Origin of the sequence: Dietzia cinnamea NBRC 102147, assembly GCF_001571065.1 — a bacterium.
Taxonomy (GTDB): domain Bacteria; phylum Actinomycetota; class Actinomycetes; order Mycobacteriales; family Mycobacteriaceae; genus Dietzia; species Dietzia cinnamea.
The window spans coordinates 11,731-37,216 of the sequence record NZ_BCSW01000014.1 but is presented as its reverse complement, the minus strand read 5'-3'; the positions used below and the strand labels follow the sequence as shown (position 1 = coordinate 37,216).

18 protein-coding genes, 1 tRNA gene and 1 pseudogene are annotated in these 25,486 nt (G+C 73.1%); 9 read left to right on the top strand and 11 right to left on the bottom strand.

Going from position 1 to position 25,486, the window contains the following annotated elements:
* Positions 1 to 2 precede the first annotated feature (2 nt).
* Complete coding sequence (locus DCI01S_RS07285; RefSeq protein ID WP_244881677.1) at positions 3 to 1,730, bottom strand: AMP-binding protein; 1,728 nt, start codon at positions 1,728 to 1,730, stop codon at positions 3 to 5.
* Positions 1,731 to 1,945: 215 nt separating this feature from the next.
* Here DCI01S_RS07285 and DCI01S_RS07280 point away from each other — a divergent pair, with 215 nt between their 5' ends.
* Positions 1,946 to 2,794 carry a tyrosine-protein phosphatase gene (locus DCI01S_RS07280; RefSeq protein WP_243699798.1) on the top strand — a complete coding sequence of 283 codons (849 nt, stop codon included), beginning with the start codon at positions 1,946 to 1,948 and terminating at the stop codon, positions 2,792 to 2,794.
* Positions 2,795 to 2,797: 3 nt separating this feature from the next.
* On the opposite strand, the gene DCI01S_RS07275 is transcribed toward DCI01S_RS07280, so the two are convergent.
* Positions 2,798 to 3,166, bottom strand: a complete 369-nt coding sequence (locus DCI01S_RS07275; protein WP_244881676.1) for a hypothetical protein — start codon at positions 3,164 to 3,166, stop codon at positions 2,798 to 2,800.
* Positions 3,167 to 3,420: 254 nt separating this feature from the next.
* Between DCI01S_RS07275 and DCI01S_RS07270 the strand changes: the two genes are divergently transcribed.
* Positions 3,421 to 4,653, top strand: coding sequence for a hypothetical protein (locus DCI01S_RS07270; protein WP_061228601.1), 1,233 nt, complete (start codon positions 3,421 to 3,423; stop codon positions 4,651 to 4,653).
* A gap of 15 nt (positions 4,654 to 4,668) precedes the next feature.
* Here the strand turns inward: DCI01S_RS07270 and DCI01S_RS07265 are convergent, their stop codons facing one another.
* The 5 genes from DCI01S_RS07265 to DCI01S_RS07245 are packed head-to-tail and all read right to left on the bottom strand — an operon-like array spanning position 4,669 to position 13,388.
* Entirely contained in the window at positions 4,669 to 8,091 is a 3,423-nt protein-coding gene (locus tag DCI01S_RS07265) for a UvrD-helicase domain-containing protein (RefSeq protein ID WP_061228600.1), read from the bottom strand.
* The gene (locus tag DCI01S_RS07260) at positions 8,088 to 11,030 is read right to left on the bottom strand and encodes a PD-(D/E)XK nuclease family protein (RefSeq protein WP_061228634.1); all 2,943 of its coding nucleotides are present in this window, start codon (positions 11,028 to 11,030) and stop codon (positions 8,088 to 8,090) included. The genes DCI01S_RS07265 and DCI01S_RS07260 overlap by 4 nt, the downstream gene beginning before the upstream one ends.
* A gap of 35 nt (positions 11,031 to 11,065) precedes the next feature.
* Positions 11,066 to 11,659, bottom strand: coding sequence for a TetR/AcrR family transcriptional regulator (locus DCI01S_RS07255; RefSeq protein WP_061228599.1), 594 nt, complete (start codon positions 11,657 to 11,659; stop codon positions 11,066 to 11,068).
* Positions 11,659 to 12,489: a Fic/DOC family protein gene (locus DCI01S_RS07250; protein WP_061228598.1), complete on the bottom strand. Its 831-nt coding sequence runs from the start codon at positions 12,487 to 12,489 to the stop codon at positions 11,659 to 11,661. Before DCI01S_RS07250 ends, DCI01S_RS07255 begins: the two co-directional genes overlap by 1 nt.
* On the bottom strand, positions 12,486 to 13,388 hold the full coding sequence (locus tag DCI01S_RS07245; protein ID WP_061228597.1) for a putative nucleotidyltransferase substrate binding domain-containing protein: 903 nt from the start codon (positions 13,386 to 13,388) through the stop codon (positions 12,486 to 12,488). Before DCI01S_RS07245 ends, DCI01S_RS07250 begins: the two co-directional genes overlap by 4 nt.
* Before the next feature lie 200 nt (positions 13,389 to 13,588).
* Between DCI01S_RS07245 and DCI01S_RS07240 the strand changes: the two genes are divergently transcribed.
* From DCI01S_RS07240 to DCI01S_RS07210, 7 genes are all read left to right on the top strand, one after another.
* Entirely contained in the window at positions 13,589 to 15,127 is a 1,539-nt protein-coding gene (locus DCI01S_RS07240) for an amino acid permease (protein WP_061228596.1), read from the top strand.
* A gap of 7 nt (positions 15,128 to 15,134) precedes the next feature.
* Positions 15,135 to 16,031, top strand: coding sequence for an urea amidolyase associated protein UAAP1 (locus DCI01S_RS07235; RefSeq protein ID WP_082767684.1), 897 nt, complete (start codon positions 15,135 to 15,137; stop codon positions 16,029 to 16,031).
* A gap of 11 nt (positions 16,032 to 16,042) precedes the next feature.
* Entirely contained in the window at positions 16,043 to 16,687 is a 645-nt protein-coding gene (locus DCI01S_RS07230; protein ID WP_061228595.1) for an urea amidolyase associated protein UAAP2, read from the top strand.
* A gap of 59 nt (positions 16,688 to 16,746) precedes the next feature.
* Entirely contained in the window at positions 16,747 to 18,729 is a 1,983-nt protein-coding gene (locus DCI01S_RS07225; RefSeq protein WP_061228594.1) for a 5-oxoprolinase/urea amidolyase family protein, read from the top strand.
* Positions 18,726 to 20,474 carry an allophanate hydrolase gene (atzF, locus tag DCI01S_RS07220; protein ID WP_061228593.1) on the top strand — a complete coding sequence of 583 codons (1,749 nt, stop codon included), beginning with the start codon at positions 18,726 to 18,728 and terminating at the stop codon, positions 20,472 to 20,474. The genes DCI01S_RS07225 and atzF overlap by 4 nt, the downstream gene beginning before the upstream one ends.
* 71 nt (positions 20,475 to 20,545) lie before the next feature.
* Positions 20,546 to 21,220: a hypothetical protein gene (locus DCI01S_RS07215; RefSeq protein WP_061228592.1), complete on the top strand. Its 675-nt coding sequence runs from the start codon at positions 20,546 to 20,548 to the stop codon at positions 21,218 to 21,220.
* Between the two features lie 93 nt (positions 21,221 to 21,313).
* Positions 21,314 to 21,387: transfer RNA gene (locus DCI01S_RS07210), tRNA-Asp, on the top strand.
* Between the two features lie 84 nt (positions 21,388 to 21,471).
* Here the strand turns inward: DCI01S_RS07210 and DCI01S_RS07205 are convergent.
* The 4 genes and pseudogenes from DCI01S_RS07205 to DCI01S_RS07190 all read right to left on the bottom strand — a co-directional run bounded on the left by DCI01S_RS07205 (position 21,472) and on the right by DCI01S_RS07190 (position 25,245).
* Positions 21,472 to 22,353, bottom strand: a pseudogene (locus DCI01S_RS07205) (manganese catalase).
* Between the two features lie 196 nt (positions 22,354 to 22,549).
* The gene (locus DCI01S_RS07200) at positions 22,550 to 23,416 is read right to left on the bottom strand and encodes a T3SS (YopN, CesT) and YbjN peptide-binding chaperone 1 (RefSeq protein ID WP_061228591.1); all 867 of its coding nucleotides are present in this window, start codon (positions 23,414 to 23,416) and stop codon (positions 22,550 to 22,552) included.
* Between the two features lie 4 nt (positions 23,417 to 23,420).
* Positions 23,421 to 24,011 (bottom strand): HD domain-containing protein, encoded by a 591-nt coding sequence (locus tag DCI01S_RS07195; protein ID WP_061228590.1) that lies wholly within the window; start codon positions 24,009 to 24,011, stop codon positions 23,421 to 23,423.
* 175 nt (positions 24,012 to 24,186) lie between these two features.
* Positions 24,187 to 25,245, bottom strand: a complete 1,059-nt coding sequence (locus DCI01S_RS07190; RefSeq protein WP_061228589.1) for an NAD(P)-dependent alcohol dehydrogenase — start codon at positions 25,243 to 25,245, stop codon at positions 24,187 to 24,189.
* Positions 25,246 to 25,486 lie beyond the last annotated feature (241 nt).

The window sequence follows — 25,486 nt, the reverse complement described above, 5'->3', positions numbered from 1 at the left end:
CGTCAGACCCCGGCCGGCCGGCGCCCGTGGAGCTGGTACTCGGCGAGCAGCGCCTCGCGGTCGGCGTCGGTGAGGGGCCGGTACACGTCGTCCGACTTGTCGGCGCCACCGCGCAGGTAGACCTCGCCCGGCTCGGTCCACGACTCTCGTCGCAGGCTGGGCTTGGAGATCTTGCGGGTGGCGGTGACGGGCATCTCCTTCATGATGCGCACGAACCGCGGCGCCCACTTGGTCCCCATGTCGGGCTGGGTGCGGCAGAACTCGGTGAACGCGTCCGCGTCGAACTCCACGCCGGGCTCCAGCTGGATGGCGGCCATCACCTGGTCGCCGGTGCGCGGGTCGGGCACCGGGTAGACCGCCACGACCAGCACGCCGGGGAAGCGGTCGAGGATCCGCTCGACGGGGCCGGCGGAGAAGTTCTCGCTGTCCACGCGGATCTTGTCGCCGGAGCGGCCGGCGAAGTAGAAGTAGCCGTCGGCGTCCTTGTAGCCCAGGTCGCCGGAGTGGTAGACCTCGCCGATGTTGCGCTCGGCGGTGGCCTCCGGGTTGCGGTAGTAGCCCTCGAACAGCTTGGCGCCGGTGAGGTTGCAGATCTCGCCGATCGCCTCGCCCGCGTTGGTCAGGCCGCCCTCGTCGTCGAACTCGGCGATCGGGCACTCGTTGCCGTCCTCGTCGAGGATCGCGACGTCCATGTAGGCGCCGGCCACGCCGAGCGCGCCGGGCGGGGTGTCCTCGGTGTGGCTGATGACCACGCCGCCCTCGCTCGAGCCGTACGACTCGAGGGGGGTCACGCCGAAGCGGCGCTCGAACTCCACGCGGTCGTGGACGGAGGCCTCGGTGCCGAAGACGACCCGCAGGCGCGTCTGCTTCTCCTCGGGGACCTCGGGCTGGGCGAGGATGTAGGACAGGGACCGGCCGACGTAGTTGAAGTACGTCGCGTCGAATTTCAGCACGTCGGGCAGGAAGCCGGAGGCCGAGAACTTGCGGCGCATCGCGAACGTGCAGCCCACGTACGCGGCGGGCGCGAAGGCGGCGAACAGGGCGTTGCCGTGGAACAGCGGCATCGCGCTGTAGGCCACGTCGTCGCGCACGAGGCCGCGGTAGTTGATCGTGCCGAGCATCGCCATGCGGCCGGTCGAGCACATGACGGCCTTGGGCGCGCCCGTGGAGCCCGAGGTGAACAGCAGCGCGAGCAGGGTGTGGGGGTCGCGCGCGTCCTCCGGGTGGAGGCGGGGCTCGGCGCCGGCGTGGTCGGCGAGCAGGCCGCGCCACTGCTCGGAGTCGATGTCGAACGAGGCGACGGCGCCCGTGTCGAGGCCGTCGAGCAGCGCGCTGCCGTCGGCGTCGGTGAGGATCACGTCGCAGTCCACGCCGCGGATGTCGGAGGCGAGCTCGGCGCCGCGACGGGTCGGGTTGATGCCGATGATCGTGACACCCGTGAGCGCCGCGCCGGACAGCGTGAACAGGTACTCCGGCACGTTCTCCAGGAGGATGCCCACGTGGAGGCGCTTGTAGGGGTCGGGGCGCTCGGCGTAGGAGGAGGAGTACTCGTCGGACCAGACGCGCAGGATCTCCGCGCGGACGGCGGCCTCGGCCACGAACTCCCGCCAGGTCCACGAGGAGTCCTCGAACAGCAGTCCCGGGTGATCGTCGGTCGACCGCTCCAGCAGGATGTCGCCGAACGTCTCGTGCTGCATGGCGTGGCCGGGATTGAAATCTGTTCTGGTCATGAGATCGCACAATAAGCCATTGCAACCCGTTCTACGCCGGAAACGGGCGGCAACATTGACACGTGTCAACTACTCGTGTCCGGGCGGCTGTTCTGTCGCCGTCGGGACGCTGTCGCGGAGCCTGATCGGGTAGGAACGAGGCGTGGCGCGCCGCGCGGGCGGGCCGGGATCGTGAGGGGCGTGGGATGGTGGCGGAACCGGGCGGAAACCGCAGCGTGGCATCGGGTGTCGAGGTTGGTGGCGGCATCGGTGTTGGTGTTGATGGCGACGACGACGAGGTCGGCCTCCACCGCGACGGGTTCGCGGTCGAAGAGATCCGGCTGAGCAGCGTGCACAACTTCCGGGACGTGGCCGGCCCCGGGTACGCCCTCCGGCCGTCCGGCTCGATGACCCGCGGTGTCGTCTTCCGGTCCACCGCGCTGTCCGTGGGCGAGGAGGATCTAGGGGTCCTCGAGCGGCTCGGCGTGACCGCGGTGGTGGATCTGCGGACCGGCGCGGAGATCGAGAGGCAGCCCGACGTCGTCCCCGCCGGCGCGGAGTACGTGCCGATCGACGTGCTGGGCGGGCACACGTCCGCGGCGACCCTCACCACGACCGGCCTGGTGGGGGTCGAGGAGGCCCGCCGCGAGATGGCTGAGACCTATGAGCGGTTCGTCCTGGGCGACCACGAGCGCGGGGCGTTCGGTCGCGCGATGAGCGTCCTGGCCGAGTCGTCCGGCCCGGCGATCGTGCACTGCACCGCGGGCAAGGACCGCACCGGCTGGGTGTCGGCCCTACTGCAGCTGCTGGTGGGGGTGCGGGAGGAGGACGTCGTCGCCGACTACCTGCTCACCCGCGAGATGTCCGCGGACTTCGTGGCGGCGATCCGCGCGCACGTGCAGTCCCAGATGCCGGAGCAGCTCGAGGCGGTGGAGGTCCTCATCGGTGTGGAGGAGGCCAATCTTCGCCGCTCGCTGGACGCCCTGGCCCGTGAGTTCGGTGACGCCAGGCGCTATCTGGTGGAGGGCGCGGGCGTCGACGCCGAGGTCGTCGACGAGCTGACGGCCCGGCTCCGGTCCCGCTGAGACTCAGGTCAGGATGAGCAGTGCGCCGAGGACGCCGCCGAAGCCGACGGACTGCAGCACCACGGCGACGGTGCGTCCGACCTCGGTCCGGGCGCCGGCGTGGACGCGCGGCCCGGCCAGGGTGACGGCGAAGATCATGACCACGGCCGCGACCCCGGCCAGCGTGTCCGCCAGCCGCTCGGCCACCCCGTAGACGGCCGCGAGGCCCAGGAACCCACCGACGAGGGCGGCGGCGATGGTCGTCAGCGGAGCGGGGAACACCGTGGCGTGGCCGCTCTCGTCACCGACGAGGCCGTCGTCCGGGCGCGCGGGCTTCGCCCGGCGCTCATCCGGGAGTGCCTCGCGGTCCCGGATCATCAGACGTTCGCTCATGTCCTCGACCGTACGCATCGGCGATCGGTTCCGGCCGATCCCTCCGTGCGAGTGGTCGGACGGATGGCATTTGCGCAGGCCTGAGGCGGTTTCCTCCTGCGGAGAGGTCAGTCACACGTCGGTTCACTCCCGGCCCTCCGGCCTCGCTGGGCGCCCCCTGTCTCGGACCCACCACCGGCGCGGAGGTGGGCGTAGGATGCCCGGGGATCCGCTGGGGCTCGGGTCCGGATCGTGTGACTGCCTGGGGGGTTGACGTGGGCGCTGCGGGTGCCATCGGTGGGTGGTTCGAACCATCCGACGAGGTCGGACGGGCGTGGGACGAGGCCGAGGCGATCCTCCGCGCCTGCGATGACCTGGACGCGGTGATGGTCGCGATCCACGACGCCGACTCGCCCGTCGAGGCCCGCCGCGCACTCAAGCGCGACTTCGGTTTCACGGGACGCCAGGCCGCGCTCTTGCTCACGCTGCCGGTGCTGTCGTTCACCCGCTCGGAACGTGAGCGGCTTGCCGGCGGACGCCGCGCACGGCTGGAGCTCCTGGCCGACGTCACCGGGGTCCTGCCCGCGGTCCCCGCGGACGGCGATGTCTCGGAGCAAGCGCCCGCCGCCGCCGCAGAACCGGCCCACACCGAATCCGCCCACGCCGAACCCGCCCATCAATCACCGCCTCCCGCCGAAGTCGACCCCGCTGCCCCGGTCCTCGCGGGCCCCGATGACGGGTGGAGCGCCGAGTTCGACGGCGCGTTCGCCCGGATCAGTGGCGCGATGGCCGCGTCGTGGGGTGACGCCGCGCCCGATCCGGCTCCCGCAGACGATCTCGCCGCGCCCCGCGATCCGGCGCCCACCGCTGCCGCCCCGGTGGGGCCCTCCCGCCCGGGGCGGCGGTCGGCGGCCGTCGAGCAGGACGCGTGGGCGGTCCTGGACGAGCAGATCGGCGAGCTGTGCGACGCGCTCGCGGAGCTCCTCCGGGTGCCCGCTCCCGCGCCGGCGGTGGTGGCGGTGGACGACCCGCGCAGCTCGGACAGCCCGAGCGGGGTCCTGCTGGACGGGTCCGGCGTGGATGACGAGACCGGTATCCGCACCCTGCTGTGGCATCTGCGGCGCACGGGACTGGACTCGGTGGAGGGCCTGTTGCCGTTCGCGGAGCCGCTAACCACCGAGCGCGGCTTCGACGTGCAGGCGGCGCGGTACGAGGATGCGATGGGCGCGGGTGTCCTCGGGTTCGAGCAGGGAGGCGACGCGACCTGGGCCGGGCGGTTGTGGCCGATCGCCGAGCGGAGCGGTTTCGGCTACGCGGTGTCGTACCGGGGAGGCCCCGACGCCGGCTCGGTGTGGGCATACGGCGGTGGGCAACCCCTGCACCGACTGTGGGATTCCGTCGTGGACCTGCTGGTGGAGTTGTACCAGGCGTTCACGGCGGGGGCCCCGTGCGACTCCGCGCTGGCGGCGGTCGCGGCCGGACGGGTGGTGTGGACCAACCTCGGCTGAGGCCCCACCCACGCCTCAGCCGAGGTCGCGCGCCACGACCGTCGGCCGGGCACCCCGGCAGAAGACCAGCTCGATCCGCGAGACGGCCCTGCCGGTGGAGCCACCGAGGAGCTCGGCGTACGCGCACAACTGCAGCAGGTATTCGTCGACGGTGTCGGTGGTGACGGCGACGTCGGTCTTGTAGTCGATGATCGACAGCGATCCGTCGTCCTCCTGCACCACGAGGTCGACGACACCGTCCACCGCCACCCGCGTCCCGTCCGACGTCGTCAGGGTTCCGGCGGCGGGCAACTCGGCCCAGTGCGTCCTGCTCGCCGCTCGCCTGACGGGCTCGGAGGTCAGCGCGGTGCGCGCGACCGAGACCATCTCGGCGACCGCTTCGGGATTGCGGCTGCCCTGCAGGCCGCCGCCCAGTCCGAGGGCGACCAGCTGGTCGGCCGCCCACCGGTCCCAGTCCGCCATTGCGGAGTCCGGGTCGGCAGCCGGTCCGAGCAGGCGACTGAGATCGGTGTGCTCGGCCAGGTGGTGCACGGCGGTGCCGACGTCCGGCCCGGAGGCGACCGGTGTGTACCGCGGCCTGGGCGGCAGCTCCTCCGGCCGGGCCGGGGCCGGTGCGAACCGCTCCCGCAGCGCAGCGGCCAGCTGCTGGGGGAGGGACGGTTGGCGCTCGACGTCCTCGTCTCCTGGTGCGGCGTCCACCGCGTCGGGGTGCACGATCCGGGTCGCCGACCAGCCCGCACGCTCGGCGGATCGGGCCGCGATCTCGCGGGTGCGCTCGGTCCACCCGGCCTCGTCGGGCACGTCGACCTCAGGCGCGGCCGCCGCCTCGAGCAGGTTCTCGCCGTACTCCACCAGCGCGGGCGCGTCGGGCACCTCGACGATCGACCCGAGCAGCGACCCCCACAGCTTCTTGGGGGTCTTCTTCTGGGTCAGCACGTAGCCGTGCCCCGAGACCGCCAGCCGGCTCTCGGCGCGGGTGGTGGCCACGTAGAGCAGGCGGATCCGCTCGGCCAGCGAGTGCTCGGCCTCGCGCGCGGCGGCGCGGCGGAAGGCCGGATCGCGGACGATCGTCGAGAACGACGCCGCGGGCCGCGGCGGTTCCTCCTGCGTCCAGAGCAGGCGGGACCGGTCATCGGGCCACTTACGGCTCATGCCGGCGAGAACGACCATCGGGTACTCGAGACCTTTGGAGGCGTGAATGGTGGTGATGCGCACCGCGTCGACGCCGATCTCGGGGATCGCGGCCTCGGGCACGCGGGCGTCCTCGGCGGTCAGCGCCATCGCCCAGTCGGCGTACTCCCGCAGGTCGGCGCGGGCGGGATCGGCCGCAGATTCCTCCCACTGCCACGCGTGCTCGATCACGAACCGGATCCGCCGCCACAGGTCACGCCGCCTGGGGGACTCGGCGACGGACTCGAAGACCATCCGGTCGTGCACGAGCCTCTCGAGGAGTTCGCCCGGCCGCCTGGTGGAGCGGCCGAGGGCCGAGAGGTATCGCATGCCGTCAGCGACCGGCGACGACACGAGGTCGTCAGGGGCGGGGGCGGTGAGTGCCCAGCCGCCGCCACCGGCTCGCCAGCGCACCAGGTCGTCGTCACCGCAGCCGAACAGGGGTGAGCGCAGCGCGCCCACCAGTGACGCCTCGTCGGCGGAGTTCGCCACCGCGCGGACGGCCAGCAGGAGATCGCGGATCTCCGGCGTCCCGTAGACAATCGAGGACGCCTCGGTCCGGAAGTCGATCCCGGCGTGATCGAGGCAGGTCTCGAGCATGGGCAGCGATCCGCGCGACGGCAGGAGGATCGCGATGTCACCGAGACGAAGGGGGGTCTGCTCGCCGTTCTTCGACTCGTGGGTCCAGCCTTCGCGGATGGCGGTGACGATCACGCGGGCCACGTCCGCGGCCTCGATCCAGTGACGGGTGTGGTCGTCACTCGCCTTCGGCGGGCAGTGCGGGGGGACGTCCTCGGTGCGGAAGACGAACGGACGCGGCCCGTGCGCCGGGTCGTGCGCGGGGCGACCGGGCGCGGGCTCCAGAGCGCGGTACTCGGGTTGGACGCCGTCGGTCGCGGTGAGGACCTCGGAGAACACGTCGTTGACCCAGTCGAGCACGGCGCGCGAGCAGCGGAAGTTGGTGCTCAGCCGCTCCACCTCGACCCCGCTCGTGGCACCGCCGTCCCCTTCCCGGGCGCGCAGGTACGTCGCGATGTCCGCACGCCGGAAACGGTAGATGGACTGCTTGGGATCGCCGACGGTGAACAGGCGCCCGGGCTCGGTCCCCGACCCTCCCGGCCCGGAGGTGAGCAGTTCGGCCAGGTCCAGCTGGATGGGGTCGGTGTCCTGGAACTCGTCGATGAGGATCCGCTGGTAGCGCTCCCGCACCCGCTCGCGGACGGCCTCGTTCCGGAGCAGGTCGCGGGCCAGGACCAGCTGATCGTGGAACTGGAGCGTACCGTGGCGGCGCCGCTCGTCGGCATGCCGGCGGACGACCGGGATCAGCGCGTCCAGGACGAGGGCGATCCGCGGACGCCAGTGCGCGGCGAGGACCTCACCGCACAGTTCGGGCAGCTGCTTGATCTCCTCCTTGATGGAGTCGAGCACGTCCTTCCCGCCCCAGCTGGCGCCCTTGCCGCCGCGCCCGACTCCCACCGGCTTCGCGAGGAGCTCGACCCAGGTGGGGGACGCGGCCGGATCGGTGGTCGCGGCCTCGAGACTCTCCAGCCACGCCTGGTGCTTGCCGAGGGTCTCGTAGAACAGGTCCGTCTCGTCCCGGCACGAGTCGCGCCACCCCACGATCGAGCCGATCGCGGCGACGACCTCCGACAGGTCCGGCGACCCGGGAAGTTCGGCCGGCCCGGCGTAGAGGGGCTCGCCGGGCAGGCGGTCCCAGTCGCGGTGCAGGGCCACGACGACCTCGCGGAAGGCCAGGGGGCCGACGCCGGCGTCGAGCATGTCGTCGACGGCCCGCGCCAGGTTGCCGCTCCGCTCCGCCGTCGGGCCGCTGCCGAACAGGACGGTGGCGCACTCCTGCCACAGCGCCTCGACGGCCGCGGCCTCGGCGGTGTCCTGTTGGGCGGTCACCTTGGGCGGGATCCCGGCCTCGAGCGGGTTCTCGGAGAGCAGGCGCAGCGCGAAGGAGTGCAGGGTCCCGATCGCGGCCGTGTCGAGCCCGGCCAGGGCCTTGTCCGCGCGGGTATCACCCTCCGCGCGCCGCTCCACCAGGTGCACGCGGAGCCGGTCGCGCAGCTCGGCGGCCGCCTTCTCGGTGAACGTGATGGCGGCGATCCGGTCGATCGGCACCGCGTCGTCCAGCAGGAGGGTGCTGAGGCGGCGGACGAGGGCGTACGTCTTGCCGGTCCCGGCTCCCGCCTCGACGAACAGGGTGGCGGCGGTGTCGGTCTCGACGCGGTCGCGGGCGGCCTGGTCGGGGAGCTGGCTCATGAGGTCGTCTCCGATTCGGATTCGGTGGTCACCGCGGCGATCAGGCCCGCGAACGCGGGGTGGAACGAGATCGGCTCCTGGCCCGACAGCTTCTCCCATGCGCGGTCCAGCTCGTCGCCGCCGAGCAGGTTCGCCAGATCGCGCGAGGAGCCCCGGCCACCCTTGAGCGGGAACCACCCGCGCTGGAGGGCGTCGATCAGGTGGCCGACGTCCTCGCGGACGCGGTCCATGACGTCCTCGGTGATGTCGAGCGAGATCTGCTCGAACTCCCCGCGCTCGGTGCAGTACCAGTACCGGGCCCCGCTCACCGGTGCCCGCCCGGCGGACTGGGCGGCCGCGGCGTAGAGGGGCAGCTGGAAGCGGGTGCCGCGGAGGGTGGGATCGTCCGCGGTCGGGCGGGCCTCCGCCTCGGGAGGTTTGCCGGTCTTGTAGTCGGTGACGCGCTGCGTGCCCGCGCGCACGTCGAGTCGGTCGATCGACCCGGCCAGGAGCACCGTCGCCGCGCCCGTGGACGTGGACACCTCGAACGGGATCTCGACAACCGAGCCGTCGCCGTCCGACCGCCCGAACCCCAGTTCCGTCGCGGCCGGCCGCCAGCCGGCGTCGAAGTCGGCGCTGTCCTCGGCGAACCACCGGTCGAGCTCGGCGGCGAGCATCATCTCGCGTCGACGCCACAGGGAGGCGACCAGGCCGGGAGAGGCGGCGATCGCGGCCTCGCACTCGTGCCGGAGCGCCGCCATGAGCAGATCCCGGTCCGGCCCGGAGCCGCTCTCGATCCGGGCGGAGACGTACCGCTGGAGGATCGCGTGGACCAGGTCACCGTAGTCGCGCAGGTCCATCTCGATGTCCGCCGCCGGATCGTCGAGCGTGCGGACCCGCAGGACGGTGGAGAGGAAGAACAGGTAGGGGCTCTGGGCCCAGTCCTCGAGCCGGGTCGGGGAGAGGGGCTGCTCGAGGACGGTGAGCAGGTCGGCGGCCGACGACACGTCGCCCGTGAACCGGGTGAACCGGCCCTGTCGGCGGTCGCGGCGCATCTCGTGGGCGGACACGAGCAGCGCGGGGGCGTCGGGACGCGTGCGCCACCCGCCGGCGGCGAGGTCACGGAGCCGCAGTTCCGTCCGGGTGGCCGGATCGGTCCCCAGGGCCGCGGGCGGGGCCAGGACCCCGTCGACGAACGAGGACACGCCGATCACCGCAGCGCATCCGGCCACGTCCTCCTGCCAGCGAGTGGCGTGGACGGGTGAGCCGACGAGCCGGGAGAGCGTGGGGAGCAGCCAGCGGGACGGGATCCGGTCACCACCGCCACGCATCGAACCGCGGGGGAACGAGCACAGCCGGCGCTCGGAGCCGGCGGCCAGCGCGAGCTGGAGGACGCGGTAACGCTCGTCGAGCACCTCGGCCGACGGGGGCTCGACGGACCCCTCGGGCAGCAGCGGGTCGGGCGCGTGGAGGACGGGCAGCAGACCCTCTGCCATCCCCACCACGCAGACCGTGTCGAGGTCGCGGCCCACGGCGTCGTCGATCGGCCCGAGGGCCACGCCCGCGCCCTCCTCGCCGACCCGGTCGCCCACCGGATCGAGACGGGCGGTGACGGCGCCCGCCACGCGGTCCCGGGTGATGGCGGGTGCGATGGCGTCGAGGTCGGCCAGGGCGCCGACCACCGCGAGGACCGCCGCGCGGTCCGGACCCTGCCGGAAGGCCGCCGTGACCAGGCCGCGCACCGCGTCGGCGGCCTCCGTCCAGGTGCGGGCGGCGTCGACCGCGGCCAAACCGGACCGGATGAGGCGGATCAACCGCAGCAGGGCGGACGCGGCCGCGCGGTCCGACTCACCCAGCACCTCCGACTCGCCCGATGCCTCCGGCTCGGTGCGCAGGTGCTCGTCCAACCGGTCCCAGTCGCCGCCGCCGATCACCGGGAACCGGGTGCGGGTGAGGGTCTCGACGCGCCGGGACGACACGGCGACCCCCGAGTCGTCGAGGGGGGTGACCGAGCCCTCGGCGATGATCGACAGCAACTCCGCCCGCGGCATCACCGACGTGTCCAGGCGCAGCAGGCGCACCAGTGACCGGCCGGCGGGGGAGCGACCCAACGTCGAGTCGGAGGGCCCGTACACGGCGATCCCCGCCTCGGCGAACGCCCGGTGGAGCAGACGCAGGTAGGGGTCCGGGGACGGGTAGTAGACCCCGATCCGGTGGCCGGGGACCCCCTCGGCCAGGCGGGAGCGGACGAAGCGGACCACCGCCCGCACCTCGTCGTCCGAGTCCGACGCGTGCAGGACGTGGGTCCCGGTGACCGCGTCCGCGGACGCGGGCTCCGCCGCGGAGGCGAGATGGTCCGAGCCGGTGCCGGCGACGGGCGTCACGCCGCGTTCGGAGAGCGCGACCCGCAACCTCCGCTCGGCGTGCGTGCCCCGCAGCGGCGCGGCGAGCACGACCCGGCCCAGGTCGTCCAGCCGCTCCAGCGCGGTGGTGACCGCCTCGTGCTGCGTGTAGTAGGCGCCGCCCGTCATCTCGTGCGCCTCGCCGGCGAGGCGGAGCACCTCGGAGTGCAGCGGCGTCTCGGCGGCGACCGACCCGGGCTCGACGGTCCCCAGGCGCAGGCACGCACGGGCCACCGCCTGACCGGTGACGGGCTCGGCGGCCACGGCGGCCAGGCGGCCCGGATCCGCGTCGAGCGCCTTGTCCACGGCGGCGGCCAGGAGCGGGAACGGCACCGCGGCCCGCGGGGCGAGCACCGGTGCGGACAGCTCGTCGACGATCTGGGCGGCGGTCCGGACCGCCACGTTGACGGCGCCGCCGGACAGGGCCAGCGCGCGGACCAGGTCCCGGGCGGCCCCGAACGACGGCACGATCACGGTGATCCGGCCGAGCGGATCGGCCGCCCGGAGGCGGCGGACCTCGGCGACGAGGGCGGGGGGATGAGCCTGGGATCCGGTCACACCGCCATGGTGCACCACGGGTCCGACACGGCCGATCACCCGAGTCCGACCGCCCGGGCCGCGGCCCGGCCCCACCGCGCCGCGTCGACGGGGGCCGACGGGTGGTCCTGGCGGTGCGCGATCACCGCCTCGACCACGCGGAACGGCAGGTCGAGCGCCGGATCGTCGGCGTCGAGGTCGGGGCGGCACAGGGCGACGAGCTCGCGGTAGATCTCCCGGAGCTCCGAGCGCGCGTCCCGGAACTCCGCGAACTCGTCCCCTGCGACCTCGGGCAGCACGTAGAGCATCCCGACGTTCCACCGCGAGGCGAGGAGGCCCTCGACGTCGAGCGTCGCCAGCGTCAGCAGGGCCTCGCGCGGGTCCCCGCCCCCGGCGCGGAGCCGGCGGGCGTGCTCGAGCGCCGGGGCCACCGTCGCGTCGAGCAGCGCGCGGAGGATCGCGGCCTTGGTGGGGAAGTGCGTGTAGAGGGACGCCTGACGGAGTCCGACGGCGTCCGCGATGGCCCGGGTGGAGGTGGCCGTGTACCCGCGGGTGGTGAACAGCTCCGCCGCGGCGTCGAGGATCTCGTCGGCCGGCGTGGCCCCGGGGCGCCGCCGGTCCACGAGGCGGGGTCGGCCGGGCGAGTACATCAGGGCGTCCTCCGGGTCGGGGTCCGGTCCATCGTGACACTGCCGTCGATCGTCACACGGAGGAACTCGAACCGGTGCGCCGTGGGATCGACCGAGCGGCGGGGTGGGGTGGGCATGGAGGACACGGCGGCCTGCACCCACATCTCGCGCGAGGTCCGGCCGAAGTCCAGGTCGAGGCCGTGGCAGCGCGCGGCGAGCGTCGCGGCCACGGCGGCCGCGCGGCCGTTGCCCTCGCGGAACGGGTGCACGTGGTTGAACCGCGCGTACCAGTCCGCCAGCGCCAGGGCGGCGACCGTCCGGCGGGACGCGGCCGCCGGCGCGGAGGCCAGCGCGTCGGCGACGATCCGCGCGGGCCGCTCCAGGGGCGCGACGAGGTCCGGGACGCGGGACGCGGGCGCGAACACCGATCCCTGCCTGCCGAGGTCGACGATGCGCGGCCGCCCGGCCCAGGCGTACACGTCCCCGAACAGCGCGGCGTGGACGTCGGACACCGTCCCCGGCGCGGGCCCCGGGGCGCGGAGGAGGCGGGCCCCGGCGGCGACGACGAGCAGGGCCTCCGCCCGCGCGAGAGCCCCGGCCGAGGTGATCCCGAGGGAGTTCTGCAGCACCCGCGTCCCCCGGTAGAGGTACGGGGCGCGACGGGCCAGGACCCGCGGCCCGGGTCGCCGGCGGGCCTCCGCGGGTATCGCCTCCAGGACGCGGAGGCGGATCAGCCGACCGGAGACGCCCCGGTCGACGAGTCCGAGCACCTCGTCGTCGTCGTCATCCGGGCGCCATCCCTCGAGCGCGGATACCGCGAGCATCGCGGCGGTGGCCGGGTGGCGCGTCATCCGGGCTGCCGGAACTGGCCGGTCGACCGCAGGTAGTCGAGGGTGCGCTGCGCGCCGGCGATCTCGCGCGCGGCGGCCCGGAGCCCGGCGCGCTCGGCGGCGGTGAGGCGGGACAGCGGCACCCGGTCGGTCCCGGGGCCGTCGGCGTCGGCGCGGAGCCGGACCTCCCACCGGAGCCCGGCGGCGACGCGGGCGGCCTCGCGCAGGGACTCCCACCGGTCGGCGGGGAGGACGTCGGGATCGGCGGCGAGGTCGAGACGCGCGTCGGTGGCGGTGGCGGTGACCCCCGCACGCAGGGCGGCCCACCGCGCGAGCTTGACGACCGGGGTGAGGACGGTCGCCTTGAGGTCCACCACGGGATCGGCGCGGGTCGGCACCCGGAGCCGGGACGGTACCGACGCCCGGGTCGCCAGGGCGTCCGCGAGGACGTCGGCGAGCACCGTGGGGTGCGCGCGCACGGCCCGCACGGCCAGCCGGGGGAGGAACTCCGGGTCGTCGTGGCCGTCGGTCAGGGGGCGGGCGTCGGCGAGCAGGCCCAGGTGGACCACCCCCAGGTCGCGGGCGGGGTCGGCGGCCCAGCCGTCGGCGGCGGCGGACCACCCGGCGGCCGTGCGGACCAGGCGGGGGTCGGCGGCCGACGCCGCGGAGGTCTCGGCGAACCACGGCGCGCCCGACAGGTCTGTGGCGGCCACGGCGCGGCGTACCGCGCGGGTGTCGGGGTCGACGACGACGGCGAGGGATTCCAGATCGCTCCCGGGGACGGCCTCTGAGCGACCCACCGATCCGGTCACCCACACCGCGGTCGCCACGGCCGGATCGAGCCGGGCGGCCAGCTCGCGCCGCAACCCGTCGGACCACGCGCGTGGGCGGTCGGCCTTTGCTGGGCGGGCGGCTGTCATGAGCACATTCGACCACGTCAGCGCCCCTGCGGGCGGGGTCGGGGGCGGCGTGAGGGCCTGTTAATGGGAACGAAACATCGCGCAACCCGGGTGTCATGCGCGGCGAGAAAACTATCGCCTGACAGGAAACGGCGCCGCCGCATCCCGGGTCGCACCGACCCGCCCGTCGCACCGCCCCCGCCCCGAGAGGAGCACCGGACATGAGCGACTCACCCGGTCTCACCACCCCGGCTCCGCAGTGCCGGGGCGACCACGACGACCTCGCGGACTTCGGCTACGAACAGCAGCTCCACCGAAGCCTCGGGACGTTCGCCTCGTTCGCGGCCGGGTTCTCGTTCGTCTCCATCCTCACGACGATCTTCCAGCTCTTCGGCCTCGGGTACGGGTTCGGAGGCCCCGCCTTCTTCTGGACCTGGCCGATCGTCTTCGCCGGCCAGTTCCTCGTGGCGTTGTGCTTCGCCGAACTGGCGGCCAGGTACCCGATCTCGGGCGCGATCTACCAGTGGTCCCGCCGGATGGGCGGGGAGATCGTGGGGTGGTTCGGCGGATGGTTCATGATCCTCGCCCAGATCGTCACCGCCTCGGCCGCGGCCATCGCCCTGCAGGTCGTCCTACCGAGCATCTGGTCCGGCTTCCAGATCATCGGCGACGACCCGGCGCTGACCTCACCATCCGGATCGACGAACGCCGTCCTGCTGGGATCGGTCCTGCTCGTCATCACCACGGTGATCAACTCCATCGGCGTCCGGTGGATGGCCTACGTCAACAACATCGGCGTGACGTGCGAGATCGTCGGTGTGATCGCCGTGGTCCTCGCGTTGTTCACCCACGCGGTCCGCGGCCCCCAGGTCGTCTTCGACACCGCGGGCATGGGGGATCAACCCGGGTACATCTGGGCCTGGGTGGTCTCGGGACTGATGGCGGCCTATGTCATGGTGGGGTTCGGCTCGGCCGGCGAGCTCGCGGAGGAGACGGTCAATCCCCGCCGCATCGCGCCCCGGACGATCCGGATGGCACTGACCGTCTCCGCCATCGGCGGTGGACTGATGATCCTGGGAGCGCTCATGGCCGCGCCCAGCCTCACCGACGGGCGTCTGGCGACCGAGGGCCTTCCCTACGTACTTAACTCGGTCCTCGGGAACTTCTGGGGGAAGGTGCTCCTCGCCGACGTCGTCGTCGCGATCTTCATCTGCACCCTCGCCATCCAGACCGCCGCCACCCGGCTCATGTTCTCCATGGCACGCGACGGCAGGCTCCCGTTCTCGACGACTCTCTCGCGCGTCCACCCGCGGACCGGGACCCCGATCGCGCCGTCCGTTCTGATCGGACTGGCCTGCATGGGCATCCTGCTGGTCAACGTCGGCAACTCCGCGATCTTCGCCACGCTCGCCTCGGTGTGCATCATCCTCATCTACCTGGCCTACCTCTGCGTGACCGGACCGCTGCTCATGCGTCGACTCAAGGGGTGGCCGAACGGCCCCCGGCTCACCGACGCCGAGGGCAGGCCCCTGTTCTCGCTCGGCCGCTGGGGGATCCCCGTCAACGTCCTCGCCGTGGCGTACGGACTGCTCATGACCATCAACCTCGCCTGGCCACGGGCCGAGATCTTCGACCCGTCCGGTGAGACACCGTGGCTGCGGTGGGCGGGCGTGGCGACCGTCGTGGCTGTCGTCGGGCTCGGCGTCCTGTGCTTCCCCCGCGGCAAGACCCACCCCAATCCCGTTCAGATCGGAGAGTGACCTTTTCATGACCAGCACTGACATCCTCATGACCACCACCACCACCGTCGCAACCACCGCCACCACCGCCGCCGCCCGCGAGCACGCCCGCGCCCAGGCCGGCGAGATCACCGACTCGATGCCCGTCGTCCCCGCGACCGACTGGCCGCACCCCCCGGCGGATGTGCCGGCGGACCGCCTCACCTGGGCGGAGTCGATCCCGGGAGGCCGCTACACCTCGGTCGTCCTCGCGCGCGGGACCCGGATCCGCCTCACCGACAGGGACGGCACGGCGTGCGCCTCGCTCATGCTGTGGCGGGCGGACGCGCCCTGGGAGCGGCTCAACACCGCCGACACCGTCAAGGTGCCGTGGCAGGCCTACCTCGGGACCGGCCATCCGATCCTGTCGGACCAGGGCCGGGTGCTCGCGACGATCGTCGCGGACGGCTCCGGCCACCACGACGCGCTGTGCGGGGCTTCGACCCTCGCCGGGAACACGGCACGCTACGGGGCCGGCTCACCGGAGTCCGACTCGCCGGCCGGGCGTGAACTCCTGCTGCTGGCCGGGCTCAAGCACGGTCTCGCCGAGCGCGACCTGCCCCATCCGGTGTCGTTCTTCCACGGCGTCCGGGTCGACGGCGACGGCACGCTCGTCTCCACCGGGAACGCCGGCCCGGGCGCGGCGGTCGACCTCGTCGTCCATCTGCCGGTCGTGCTGGCCGTGGCGGTGGCCGACCACCCGCTCGATCCGTCCCCGGACTACCACGCCGGGACGGTGGAGCTCCTGGCCTGGAGCGCGCCGGGGGACCTCGACGCCCTGGTCGCCGACACCTTCCCCGGCGTCGAGCAGGACCAGGAGTACTGGCGCGCCCTGGCCAACTCCGAAGCCGCCCACCGCGCCGCCGCTCTCGCCCCGACCTCCTGAGGAGAACCGCCATGACACAGACAGCGACCACCGACCGGATCGTGCCCGCCAACACGACCGTGATCTCGGACGAGACCGTGGCCGCCCGCGCCGCCTGGTCCCACGTCCTGGAGGCGGGCCAGACGCTGACCATCGTCGACCTCGAGGGCAACCAGGCCGTCGACACCCTCTTCTACGACGCGCACGACGCCACCCGCCGCTACAGCGCACCGGCGACCGTCGCGGCCCAGGGCTCGATCTTCCTCACCACCGGCAGCGTCCTGCGCGACGACGCGGGCGAGCCGCTGGTCACCATCACCGCCGACGAGGTGGGCAACCACGACACCCTCGGCGGCGCCTGCTCGCAGGAGTCCAACACCCTGCGCTACGGCCACCACACCCGCCACCAACACGCCTGCGTGGAGAACTTCCTGCGCGAGGGCGCCCGGCACGGGCTCGGCAAACGGGACCTGGTCCCCAACGTCAACTTCTTCATGAACGTGCCCGTCGACGCCGACGGGACGCTCGGGATCGTCGACGGCCGGTCCGCGCCCGGCAAGAGCCTGGCGCTGCGCGCCGACCGCGACGTGATCGTGCTGGTCTCCAACTGCCCGCAGATCAACAACCCGTGCAACGGCTTCGACCCGACGCCCGTCCGGATGATCGTCACCGCCTGATCCCCGCGGCCTGATCGCGCCGGCCCGACCCGCCACCCGTCACCACAGGAGCACCCGCCATGACCCGCCTCGAGATCCTCGCCCCCGGCCTCATCACCACCGTCCAGGACTGGCCCGGCCGCGTCGGGTACTGGGGGGTGGGCGTCCCGCCCTCCGGCGCGATGGACGACCAGTCGCTGCGGCTGGCGAACCTCGCCGTGGGAAATCCCGAGGGCGCCGCCGGCCTGGAGTGCACCCGCGGCGGCCTCCGGCTCCGGGCGGACGTCCCGGTCACGGTGTGCGTGGGCGGCGCGCACGTGCGGCCCACCGTGGCCGGGCGGCCGGTGGCCCAGTGGAAACCGGTCCCCCTGGCGGCCGGGGAGGAGCTCGACATCCCGGTGATCAGCGGACCGGGGATGCGCGTCTACGTGGCCGTGCGCGGCGGGATCGACGTGCAGCAGTACCTCGGGTCGTCGTCGACCTTCACCCTGGGGCGGTTCGGTGGCCACGAGGGCCGCGCCCTCACCGCGGGGGACACGCTCGCCGTCGGTGAGCCCGGGCCCGCGACACCCCGCCGGATCTGCGCCGAGGAGATCCCCGCCATCGGCCACCACTGGCACGTCGCGGTCGCCGAGGGGCCCCACGGCGCTCCCGACTTCCTCACCCGCGCCGGGATGGACGAGCTGTACGCGTCCACCTACTCGGTGCACTTCAACTCCGACCGCACGGGCGTCCGTCTCGAGGGGCCGCGACCGAAGTGGGCCCGGCCCGACGGCGGCGAGGCCGGGCTGCACCCGTCAAACCTCCACGACAACGCTTACTCGGTGGGCGCGCTGGACTTCACCGGCGACACCCCGATCCTGCTCGGCCCGGACGGCCCGAGCCTGGGCGGCTTCGTCTGCCCGGTCACGGTGGTGAGCAGCGACCGGTGGAAGCTCGGGCAACTGGCGCCGGGCGACACCGTGCGGTTCGTGCGGGTCCGCGTGGACGCCGTGCCCGACCGGGTCGGCGTCGGGGGCTCGCGGGGCGCGGGCCGTCCGTACGTCCTCGGCGACGGCGGGGACCGCGACGACGGCGTGCTGGGCCGCGGGCACACCGCGGACGGGCTCACCGAGATCACCTACCGCCGAGGCGGGGACGACAACGTCCTGGTCGAATACGGGCGGATGGAGCTCGACCTGGAGCTCCGCGCCCGCGCGCACGCCCTCTACCTGCACCTGCTGTCCAACCCCGTGCCCGGACAGCAGGACCTCACCCCGGGCATCCGGTCGCTGCAGGTCAAGATCACCCCCGGGCGCAGCACCGTGTCGTCGACCCTGGACGCCCTCCGCGAGGCCGAGGCCGCCCTGCCCGCCGCCGAGTCGCTGGTCGTGCCGAGCCGTCACGTCCGACTCCCCCTGAGCTGGGACGACCCCGCCACCCGGGAGGCGATCGAGCGCTACATGTACGGCGTGCGCGACGACGCCCCGTGGTGCCCGTGGAACATCGAGTTCATCCGCCGGATGAACGGGCTGGAGACCGCCGACGACGTGTACCGCACCGTCTTCGAGGCCGAATACATGGTCCTGGGCTTGGGGGACGTCTACCTGGGCGCGCCCGTCGCCACGCCGCTGGACCCGCGTCACCGCCTGGTGACGACCAAGTACAACCCCGCCCGGACGTGGACCGCCGAGAACTCTGTGGGTATCGGTGGCGCGTACCTGTGCATCTACGGCATGGAGGGGCCCGGCGGCTACCAGTTCGTGGGCCGCACCACCCAGGTGTGGAACCACCGACACCCGGAACCGGCACCGGGCTTCGACGCCGAGCACCCGTGGCTGCTGCGGCACTTCGACCGCATCTCCTGGTACCCGGTGACCTCCGAGGAGCTGGCCGACCTGCGGGCCGACACCGCCGCCGGGCGCGGGCGCGTCGACATCACCGACGGCACGTTCTCCCTGGCCGAGCACAACGCCTTCTGCGAGCGCGAGGCCGACTCCATCGCCTCCGCGAGGCGCCGCATGGAGCACGCCCGTGCCGAGGAGTTCGCGCGCTGGGCCGCCAGCGGGGAGCTCAGCGCATGAGCGCCGCGACGACGGCTGCCACGCTCCGGGACCGGGCCGCGTCACTGGTCGACGCCGTGCTGACCCGACTCGCGGAGGCCGACCGGCCGGAGGTGTTCCTGCAGGTGCGCGACCGGGAGGCGATCATCGCCGACATGGCGGCCTCCCTCGCCGCCGGCGCGCCCCTCGCCGGGATGACGCTGGCGGTCAAGAACAACGTCGACGTCGCCGGGATACCCACGACCGCCGCGTGCCCGGGGTTCGCCTCCGTCCCGGAGCAGGACGCGGTCGCCGTCGCCCGTCTGCGCGCGGCCGGTGCGGTGGTGGTGGGGGTGACCAACCTCGACCAGTTCGCGACCGGATTGGTCGGCACCCGCAGTCCCTACGGCGCCGTGCGGGCCGCGCACCGGCCGGACCACGTCTCGGGCGGGTCGAGCTCGGGATCCGCGGTGGCGGTCGCACTGGGCATCTGCGATCTGGCGATCGGCACCGACACCGCCGGGTCGGGGCGGATCCCCGCCGCACTCAACGGCATCGTGGGGATCAAGCCCAGCCTCGGCGTGGTCTCCACCGACGGCGTCGTCCCGGCCTGCGCGAGCTACGACTGCGTGACGATCTTCGCCCGCGACGTGCGCACGGCCTCCCGTGCGACCGGCGTGATGGCGGGCGGCGACGGCACGCGGAGCTGGCCCGCGGACGCCCCGCTCGCCGCGGCGCCGGGGGCGACGATCGCGGTCCCGCGCGAGCTGACCGCCATGGCGCCCGGCTGGGCCGAGGCGTTCGCCGCGGCCGTCGACGCGGCCCGCGACCGCGGGTTCCGCGTGGTGGAGATCGATCTCGCGCCGTTCCTCGCCGCCGCCCGGCTGCTCTACGACGGCGCGCTCGTCGCCGAGCGGTACGAGGCGGTCGGCGCCTTCCTCGACGGGGCCGACGGGGCCGCCGATGCCGGTATCGATCCGACCGTGCGCGGCATCATCGCGCCCGCCCGCGATGTGCGGGCGGTGGACCTGCTGCGGGACCGGCGGACCGTCGAGGCGCTGCGCCGCCGGGCCCTGGCCGAGCTCGACCGCCTGGGCGCGGCGGCGCTGCTGGTGCCGACGGCGCCGTTCCATCCGACGATCGCGCAGGTGCAGGCCGACCCGGTCGCCCTCAACAGCCGGATGGGGACCTACACGAACTTCTGCAACCTCTTCGACCTCTGCGCGGTGGCCGTCCCGGCGGGAGAGGTGGACGAGGCGGACCGCGGTACGGCGACGTTCGGCGTCACCGTGGTGGGCAGGCCGTTCCACGACGGCGTGGTGGCCGACATCGCGGCGGCCCTCGCGGCAGAGTTCGCCGGGGAGCGCGAGGCCGCCACCGAGCCGCTCGAACCGTGGCCCCTGGGCGCGGGCGCGCCGACCGTGGACCTGGTGGTGTTCGGTGCCCACCGCCGGGGCGGCCCGCTCGACCACCAACTCACCGGACGCGGCGCGGTCTGGCGTGGCGTCGTGCGGTCCAGCGCCGACTACCGGATGTACCGGCTTGACACGGACCCGCCCAAGCCCGGCGTCCTGCGGCACGCCGAGGGCGCGGAACTGCTCGGCGAGAGGTGGACGATGTCCCCGGCGGCGCTCGGCGCGTTCCTCGACGAGCTGCCCAGACCCATGCAGCTCGGCCGGGTGACCCTCGCGGACGGCTCGGAGGCCGTCGGCTTCGCCTGCGAGCCCACCGCGGTGACCGCGGCCGCGGAGGACCTCACCGCGATCGGGGAGTGGCCGATCGGGTGACCGCGGGTACCGCGGAGATCGTCCGACAGCCGGCACGCACCGCTACGGTCTGTCTATGAGGGGAGTCGGTGATGACGTACAACTCCGGTGACGGGCGGTGGGGGCCCGACGGGAAGTGGCACACCTCCGACTACGAGCCCACGCCGCGGCGGGGGACCCCCGGCGCGGTGATCGCCCTCGTCGCCGTACTGACGGTCCTCGCGGTCGGCCTCCTCGGAGTGATCGCCTACCTCGCCCTCCGCCCGGGCGGAATCGCCGGTGACGGGCCGGGTGTCGTGGCAGCGCAGTCCTCGTCGTCGTCGTCCTCGCCGTCGACCTCGACGCCACCGCCTCCGGTGACCGAGACCGCCTACACCACCCCGCCGCCACGCGAGACCGTCACCGTCACCCGCGAGGCGCCGGCACCCCGGCTCCCACGCGGCGGTGGGCAGCCCGTCGGGGCCGACTCGTCCGGATGGCTCTCCGACCGCCAGGCGCGCTGCAACGCCGGCGACCCGGCGGCCATGATCGGGCGCACGACGCAGGCGTTGTTCTCCATCTGCGTCAACCCCGACAACGGCCGGTACTACTACCGCGGCTCGTCGGGCGGGGCGGGTGTGGAGATCGACGACCCCACCGTCACCAGGGCTGGGGCGGTGGTGACGAACAACGACGTCCTCTACTCGATCGACGCGTCGGGGATGAGCATCTACCAGGGCGGAGAGCTGATCTCGAGCCAGCCGATGCTCGTCCTCTGGACCGGGTGAGGCGCCCGGCCCGCGCGCGGCGCCACCTCCGCGGGGCCCCGTTTTCTCCTCGGGCCCCGGTTCCGCTAGTGTTCCCTCTCGTGCGAAAAGCACGGCCCTGTGGCGCAGTTGGTTAGCGCGCCGCCCTGTCACGGCGGAGGTCGCGGGTTCGAGTCCCGTCAGGGTCGCAGGAGAAAGCGGGCGCATCCGGTACACACCGGATGCGCCCGCTCTCATCTGGCCGGGCCGCCGCACGGGCGCTCCCGCGGCGACTACTCCTTGTTCAGCTTGTCCTGAACGGTGCCGACGGCCTTCTCGACCGTGTTCGGCAGCTCGGTGGTGCCGTAGAACCGGGCGTCCGGGTGGGTAGGCGGCGGCATCGGCGGGCCCTCGAGCGGCTCGGGCGAGTACGAGAATTCGCCGTGACCGTCCGGCGTCGGGCCCGAGGCCCACGAGCCCTCGGCCGCGGCGGCGCCGTCGGAGAAGTTGTACATCGTGTACGCGTGCTCCGCAGCCTCCTTCGACTTGGGGAAATTCGACGGCACGGGCAGTTCCTCCAGGCCCTCGGCCTGGAGCTCGTTGACCGCGGCGAGCCACTGGTTCTGGTGCATGGTGTCGCGGGCGAGCAGGAACGACAGCAGCTCACGGATGCCCGGGTCGTCCGTCATGTGCTAGAGCCGTACGACCTGGACGCGGCCCTGGGACTCGGCGTTGACGTTGGACCACATGTCGGCGAGGAGATTCCCGCTGGCGGTGACGAAGGCGCCGGACCGCGGGTTGCCCATGGAGTCGACGGGACGCGCGCCGGCACCGGCGACGATGCCGTGCTGGACGTCGGTGCCGCCGATGACCGCGGCGACGGCCGGGTCGTTCTGGACGGCGGCCTCGGTGATGCCGAGCGGGGCGTCCTCGAGTAGCTGGGCGACCATCGTCGCGAGCATCTCGACGTGGCCGAACTCCTCGGCCGCGGTGCTGAACAGCAGGTCACGGTACTTGCCCGGGATGTGGGCGTTCCACGCCTGAAAGCTGTACTGCATGGCGACGGTGATCTCGCCGTACTGGCCGCCGATCACCTCCTGCAGCTTGCGGGCGTACACGGCGTCGGGCTTCTCGGGCTTCGACTGGAACTGGAGCTTCTGCTTGTGGATGAACATGCATCTCCTTCGGGCGTGCGCGGTGTCCGGGCGGCCTCGGCGGATTGCCACTCGGGCGTATGTCGAGGCTCGGGCGGCCTACGCGGGGTACAACCGCTCCCGGGACCGTGCCACTGTCATGGGTAAGCGTCCAGAATCAGGGGTTGCTGGCCATGTCGGGTCGATGGGCCGCGAGAGGCGGCCGAAAAAACTTGCGTTAACTCCGCGTACGCGGGCCCAACCGCGCTGCGACCTGATCGCGCGTGGCGGCGTACGTGAGCAGGAAGTGCTCGAGTGCGTGCTGCGCGTGGCGGGGCAGGAACGGAGCGACGGGCACGGTGGTGCGCTGCATGACGTGGCGACCGTCGAGGACCCACGAGGTGAGGTCGTCGTCCAGGTTGAGGCGCGCGATCTCCAGAGCGGCCTCGGCGCGGGAACGCACACCTCGGACGACCCACGCCCAGATGCGGGCGTACGGCTCGCCCTCGGCGAACGCGATGTGCACGGGGTGGCCGGCGTGGCTGAGAACCAGTTGACCGCGGTCGTCGACCACGCAGGGGCCACCCGTCACCTGCTCGGCGATCGCCTCGTACCTCTCGCGCGCCTCCAGGTGGTCCGTGACCTCGACGGCGAGGTCAATCGGGTTCGGGTTGTCGGCGGGGTCGCGGCCGACGGGCACCGAGTCCGACCGGATGAGCCGCAGGGCGCCGGTGTAGCGGCCGACGGTCCCCTCGCACCGGAGGGTGAGCAACTGGGGGTGCGGCACTCCCAGCCGGTCGCGGCAGGCGTCGACCACGGCCCGGGCGAGGGGCTCGGGCGCACTGGGTGCGGTGTGCGCGAGCATCTCCTCGATGAGGGGGTGATCGCCCGTGCGGACGGTGACCCAGGCGACCGCGCCGCCCGGCGCGAGTTGGACGACGCATCGCCCCTGCTCGCCGGAGGGCGGGGTGGGCGCGCGGAACTCCATCGCGCCCACGGCGCCGGGCCTGCGGAGATGTCCGGTGAGGGTGTGTTCGAATTCGTGCCAGGGGTCCTCCGCGGGTCGTAGGGAGGCGCTGCCCGGGCCGAGGCGTTGGTTCCGCATGGCGTCATCCCACCGGCGCGAGGGCGGCCACGTCGTCCACGGCCCGCCGCAGCTCTCGGGTGGCCGCGCAGTCGCCGAGCCGCTCGGCCACCGCGTCGGCGATCGCGCCGTAGAACCACAGCTTCTCCTGTGGACCGGCGTTGAACACGCCCCACATGTCGTCGCCCAGGCGGCCGTGCGCGGAGACCATCGACCGGAGGTTGTGGATCTTGTCGGCCGCGGAGATGAGCAGGCACTCGGGGGAGTCCTCGGCGAGCCGGGCGAGGTAACCCTCCTTGCGGACCCGCCACGGCGGGGTTTCCTCCCCGGCGGTCTTCTCCTCGGACACCCCGCGCACGAGCTCGGTGACGCGCTCGCCGAAGTCGGCGGTCATGTCCGCGGCCGAGTACACCGAGGGCGGCACGTCCTCCAGCACGTCGTGCAGGAGCGCGGCGACCGCCACGTCCTCGTCGACAGTGAAGTCCGACACGATCAGCGCCACCGCGACCGGATGGGCGAGGTAGGGCGTCGGTTCGTCTTTGCGGGTCTGACCTGCGTGGCAGCGGGCGGCGACCGCGAGCGCGCGGTCGAGGGTCGGGGTCCAGGTGAGCGGCACGGTGCACTCCTCGAGGGGAGGGTTCCCGGCGTCGGGCGACGCCGCCGGGTGGTGGGGCGACGCAGGACGTGGCCGGCGTCCCTTCCACACCCTGAGTAGACACCACTGGTACGACACGAGGGAACCGTTCGGCACGTCCCGACCGCCCTGATGACCGGCGCTAGCTAGCGCCCTCCTAGAACGTCTTGGCGTCGATCACGAACCGGTACCGGACGTCCGAGCTCACGACGCGGTCGTACGCCTCGTTGATCTTGTCCGCCGAGATGAGCTCGATGTCGGCCGTGATCCCGTGCTCGGCGCAGAAGTCGAGCATCTCCTGTGTCTCGGGGATACCGCCGATCATCGAGCCGGTGAGGATCCTGCGCCCGGCGGCGACGGACCCGGCCCGCACCGACATCGGCTCGGTCGGGATACCGATGTTGACCAGCGCCCCCCGCGGCTTGAGCGTGGCGAGAAACCGGTCCAGGGGCAGGTTGGCGGAGACCGTGTTGAGGATGACGTCGAAGGTGCCGCGGAGTTCGCGGAGCGTGGCCTTGCCCTCGTCGCCGGCGGTCGCATAGTGCTCCACGGCGCCGTATTTCAGCGAGTCGTCCCGCTTGGAGGTGGTCTGCGACAGGACCGTCACCTCGGCGCCCATCGCCACCGCGAGCTTCACGCCGACGTGGCCGAGTCCGCCCATGCCGATCACCGCGACCTTGGTGCCCGGGCCGACGTTCCATTGCTTCAGCGGCGAGAACATCGTGATCCCCGCGCACAGCAGCGGCGCGGCGGCGGCCGGGTCGAGGCCCTCGGGGACGGAGACGACCATGCGTTCCTCCACCACGATGTGCGTGGAGTAGCCGCCGTTGGTGACCGGGCCCTCCGGATCGCCCTCGGGCAGCGGGGAGCCGTAGGTCGCGGTGGCTCCGACCTCGCACTCCTGCTCCTGGCCGGCCTGGCAGGAGGCGCACTCGTGGCAGGCCCCCACCAGGCAGCCGACGCCCACGCGGTCGCCGACCTTGTGCCGGGTCACCGCGGATCCGACCTCGCGGACGATTCCCACGATCTCGTGGCCCGTCGTCACCGGGTAGACGGTGCGGCCCCATTCGCCGCGCGCGTGATGGATGTCCGAGTGGCAGATGCCGGCGAACTCGATCTCGATCAGCACGTCCGCGGCACCGGTGTCCCGCCGGCGGATCGTGGTTTTCTCCAGCGGCGCGTCCGGTGCGACGGCGGCCACGGCGGCGACGTCCATGTGGTCTCCCTCGGGTGCTGTCAGGCGTAAACGCCACAGTAGAGAAAGTTCTGCTTCCGCCGCCGCCACGACATCTGTGGCCGCAGCGGCGCGGGAACACGACAATGCCCTCCCGACCAGGCCGGGCACGACACCCGAAGGGTCGTACCGCCATGTCAGGAGGGCAATGGGTCGGTTCACAGCGGGCCGGGGTATCCGGCTACGGCAGCTGAGCGACGAGCCGGACGCGCCCGATCCAGCG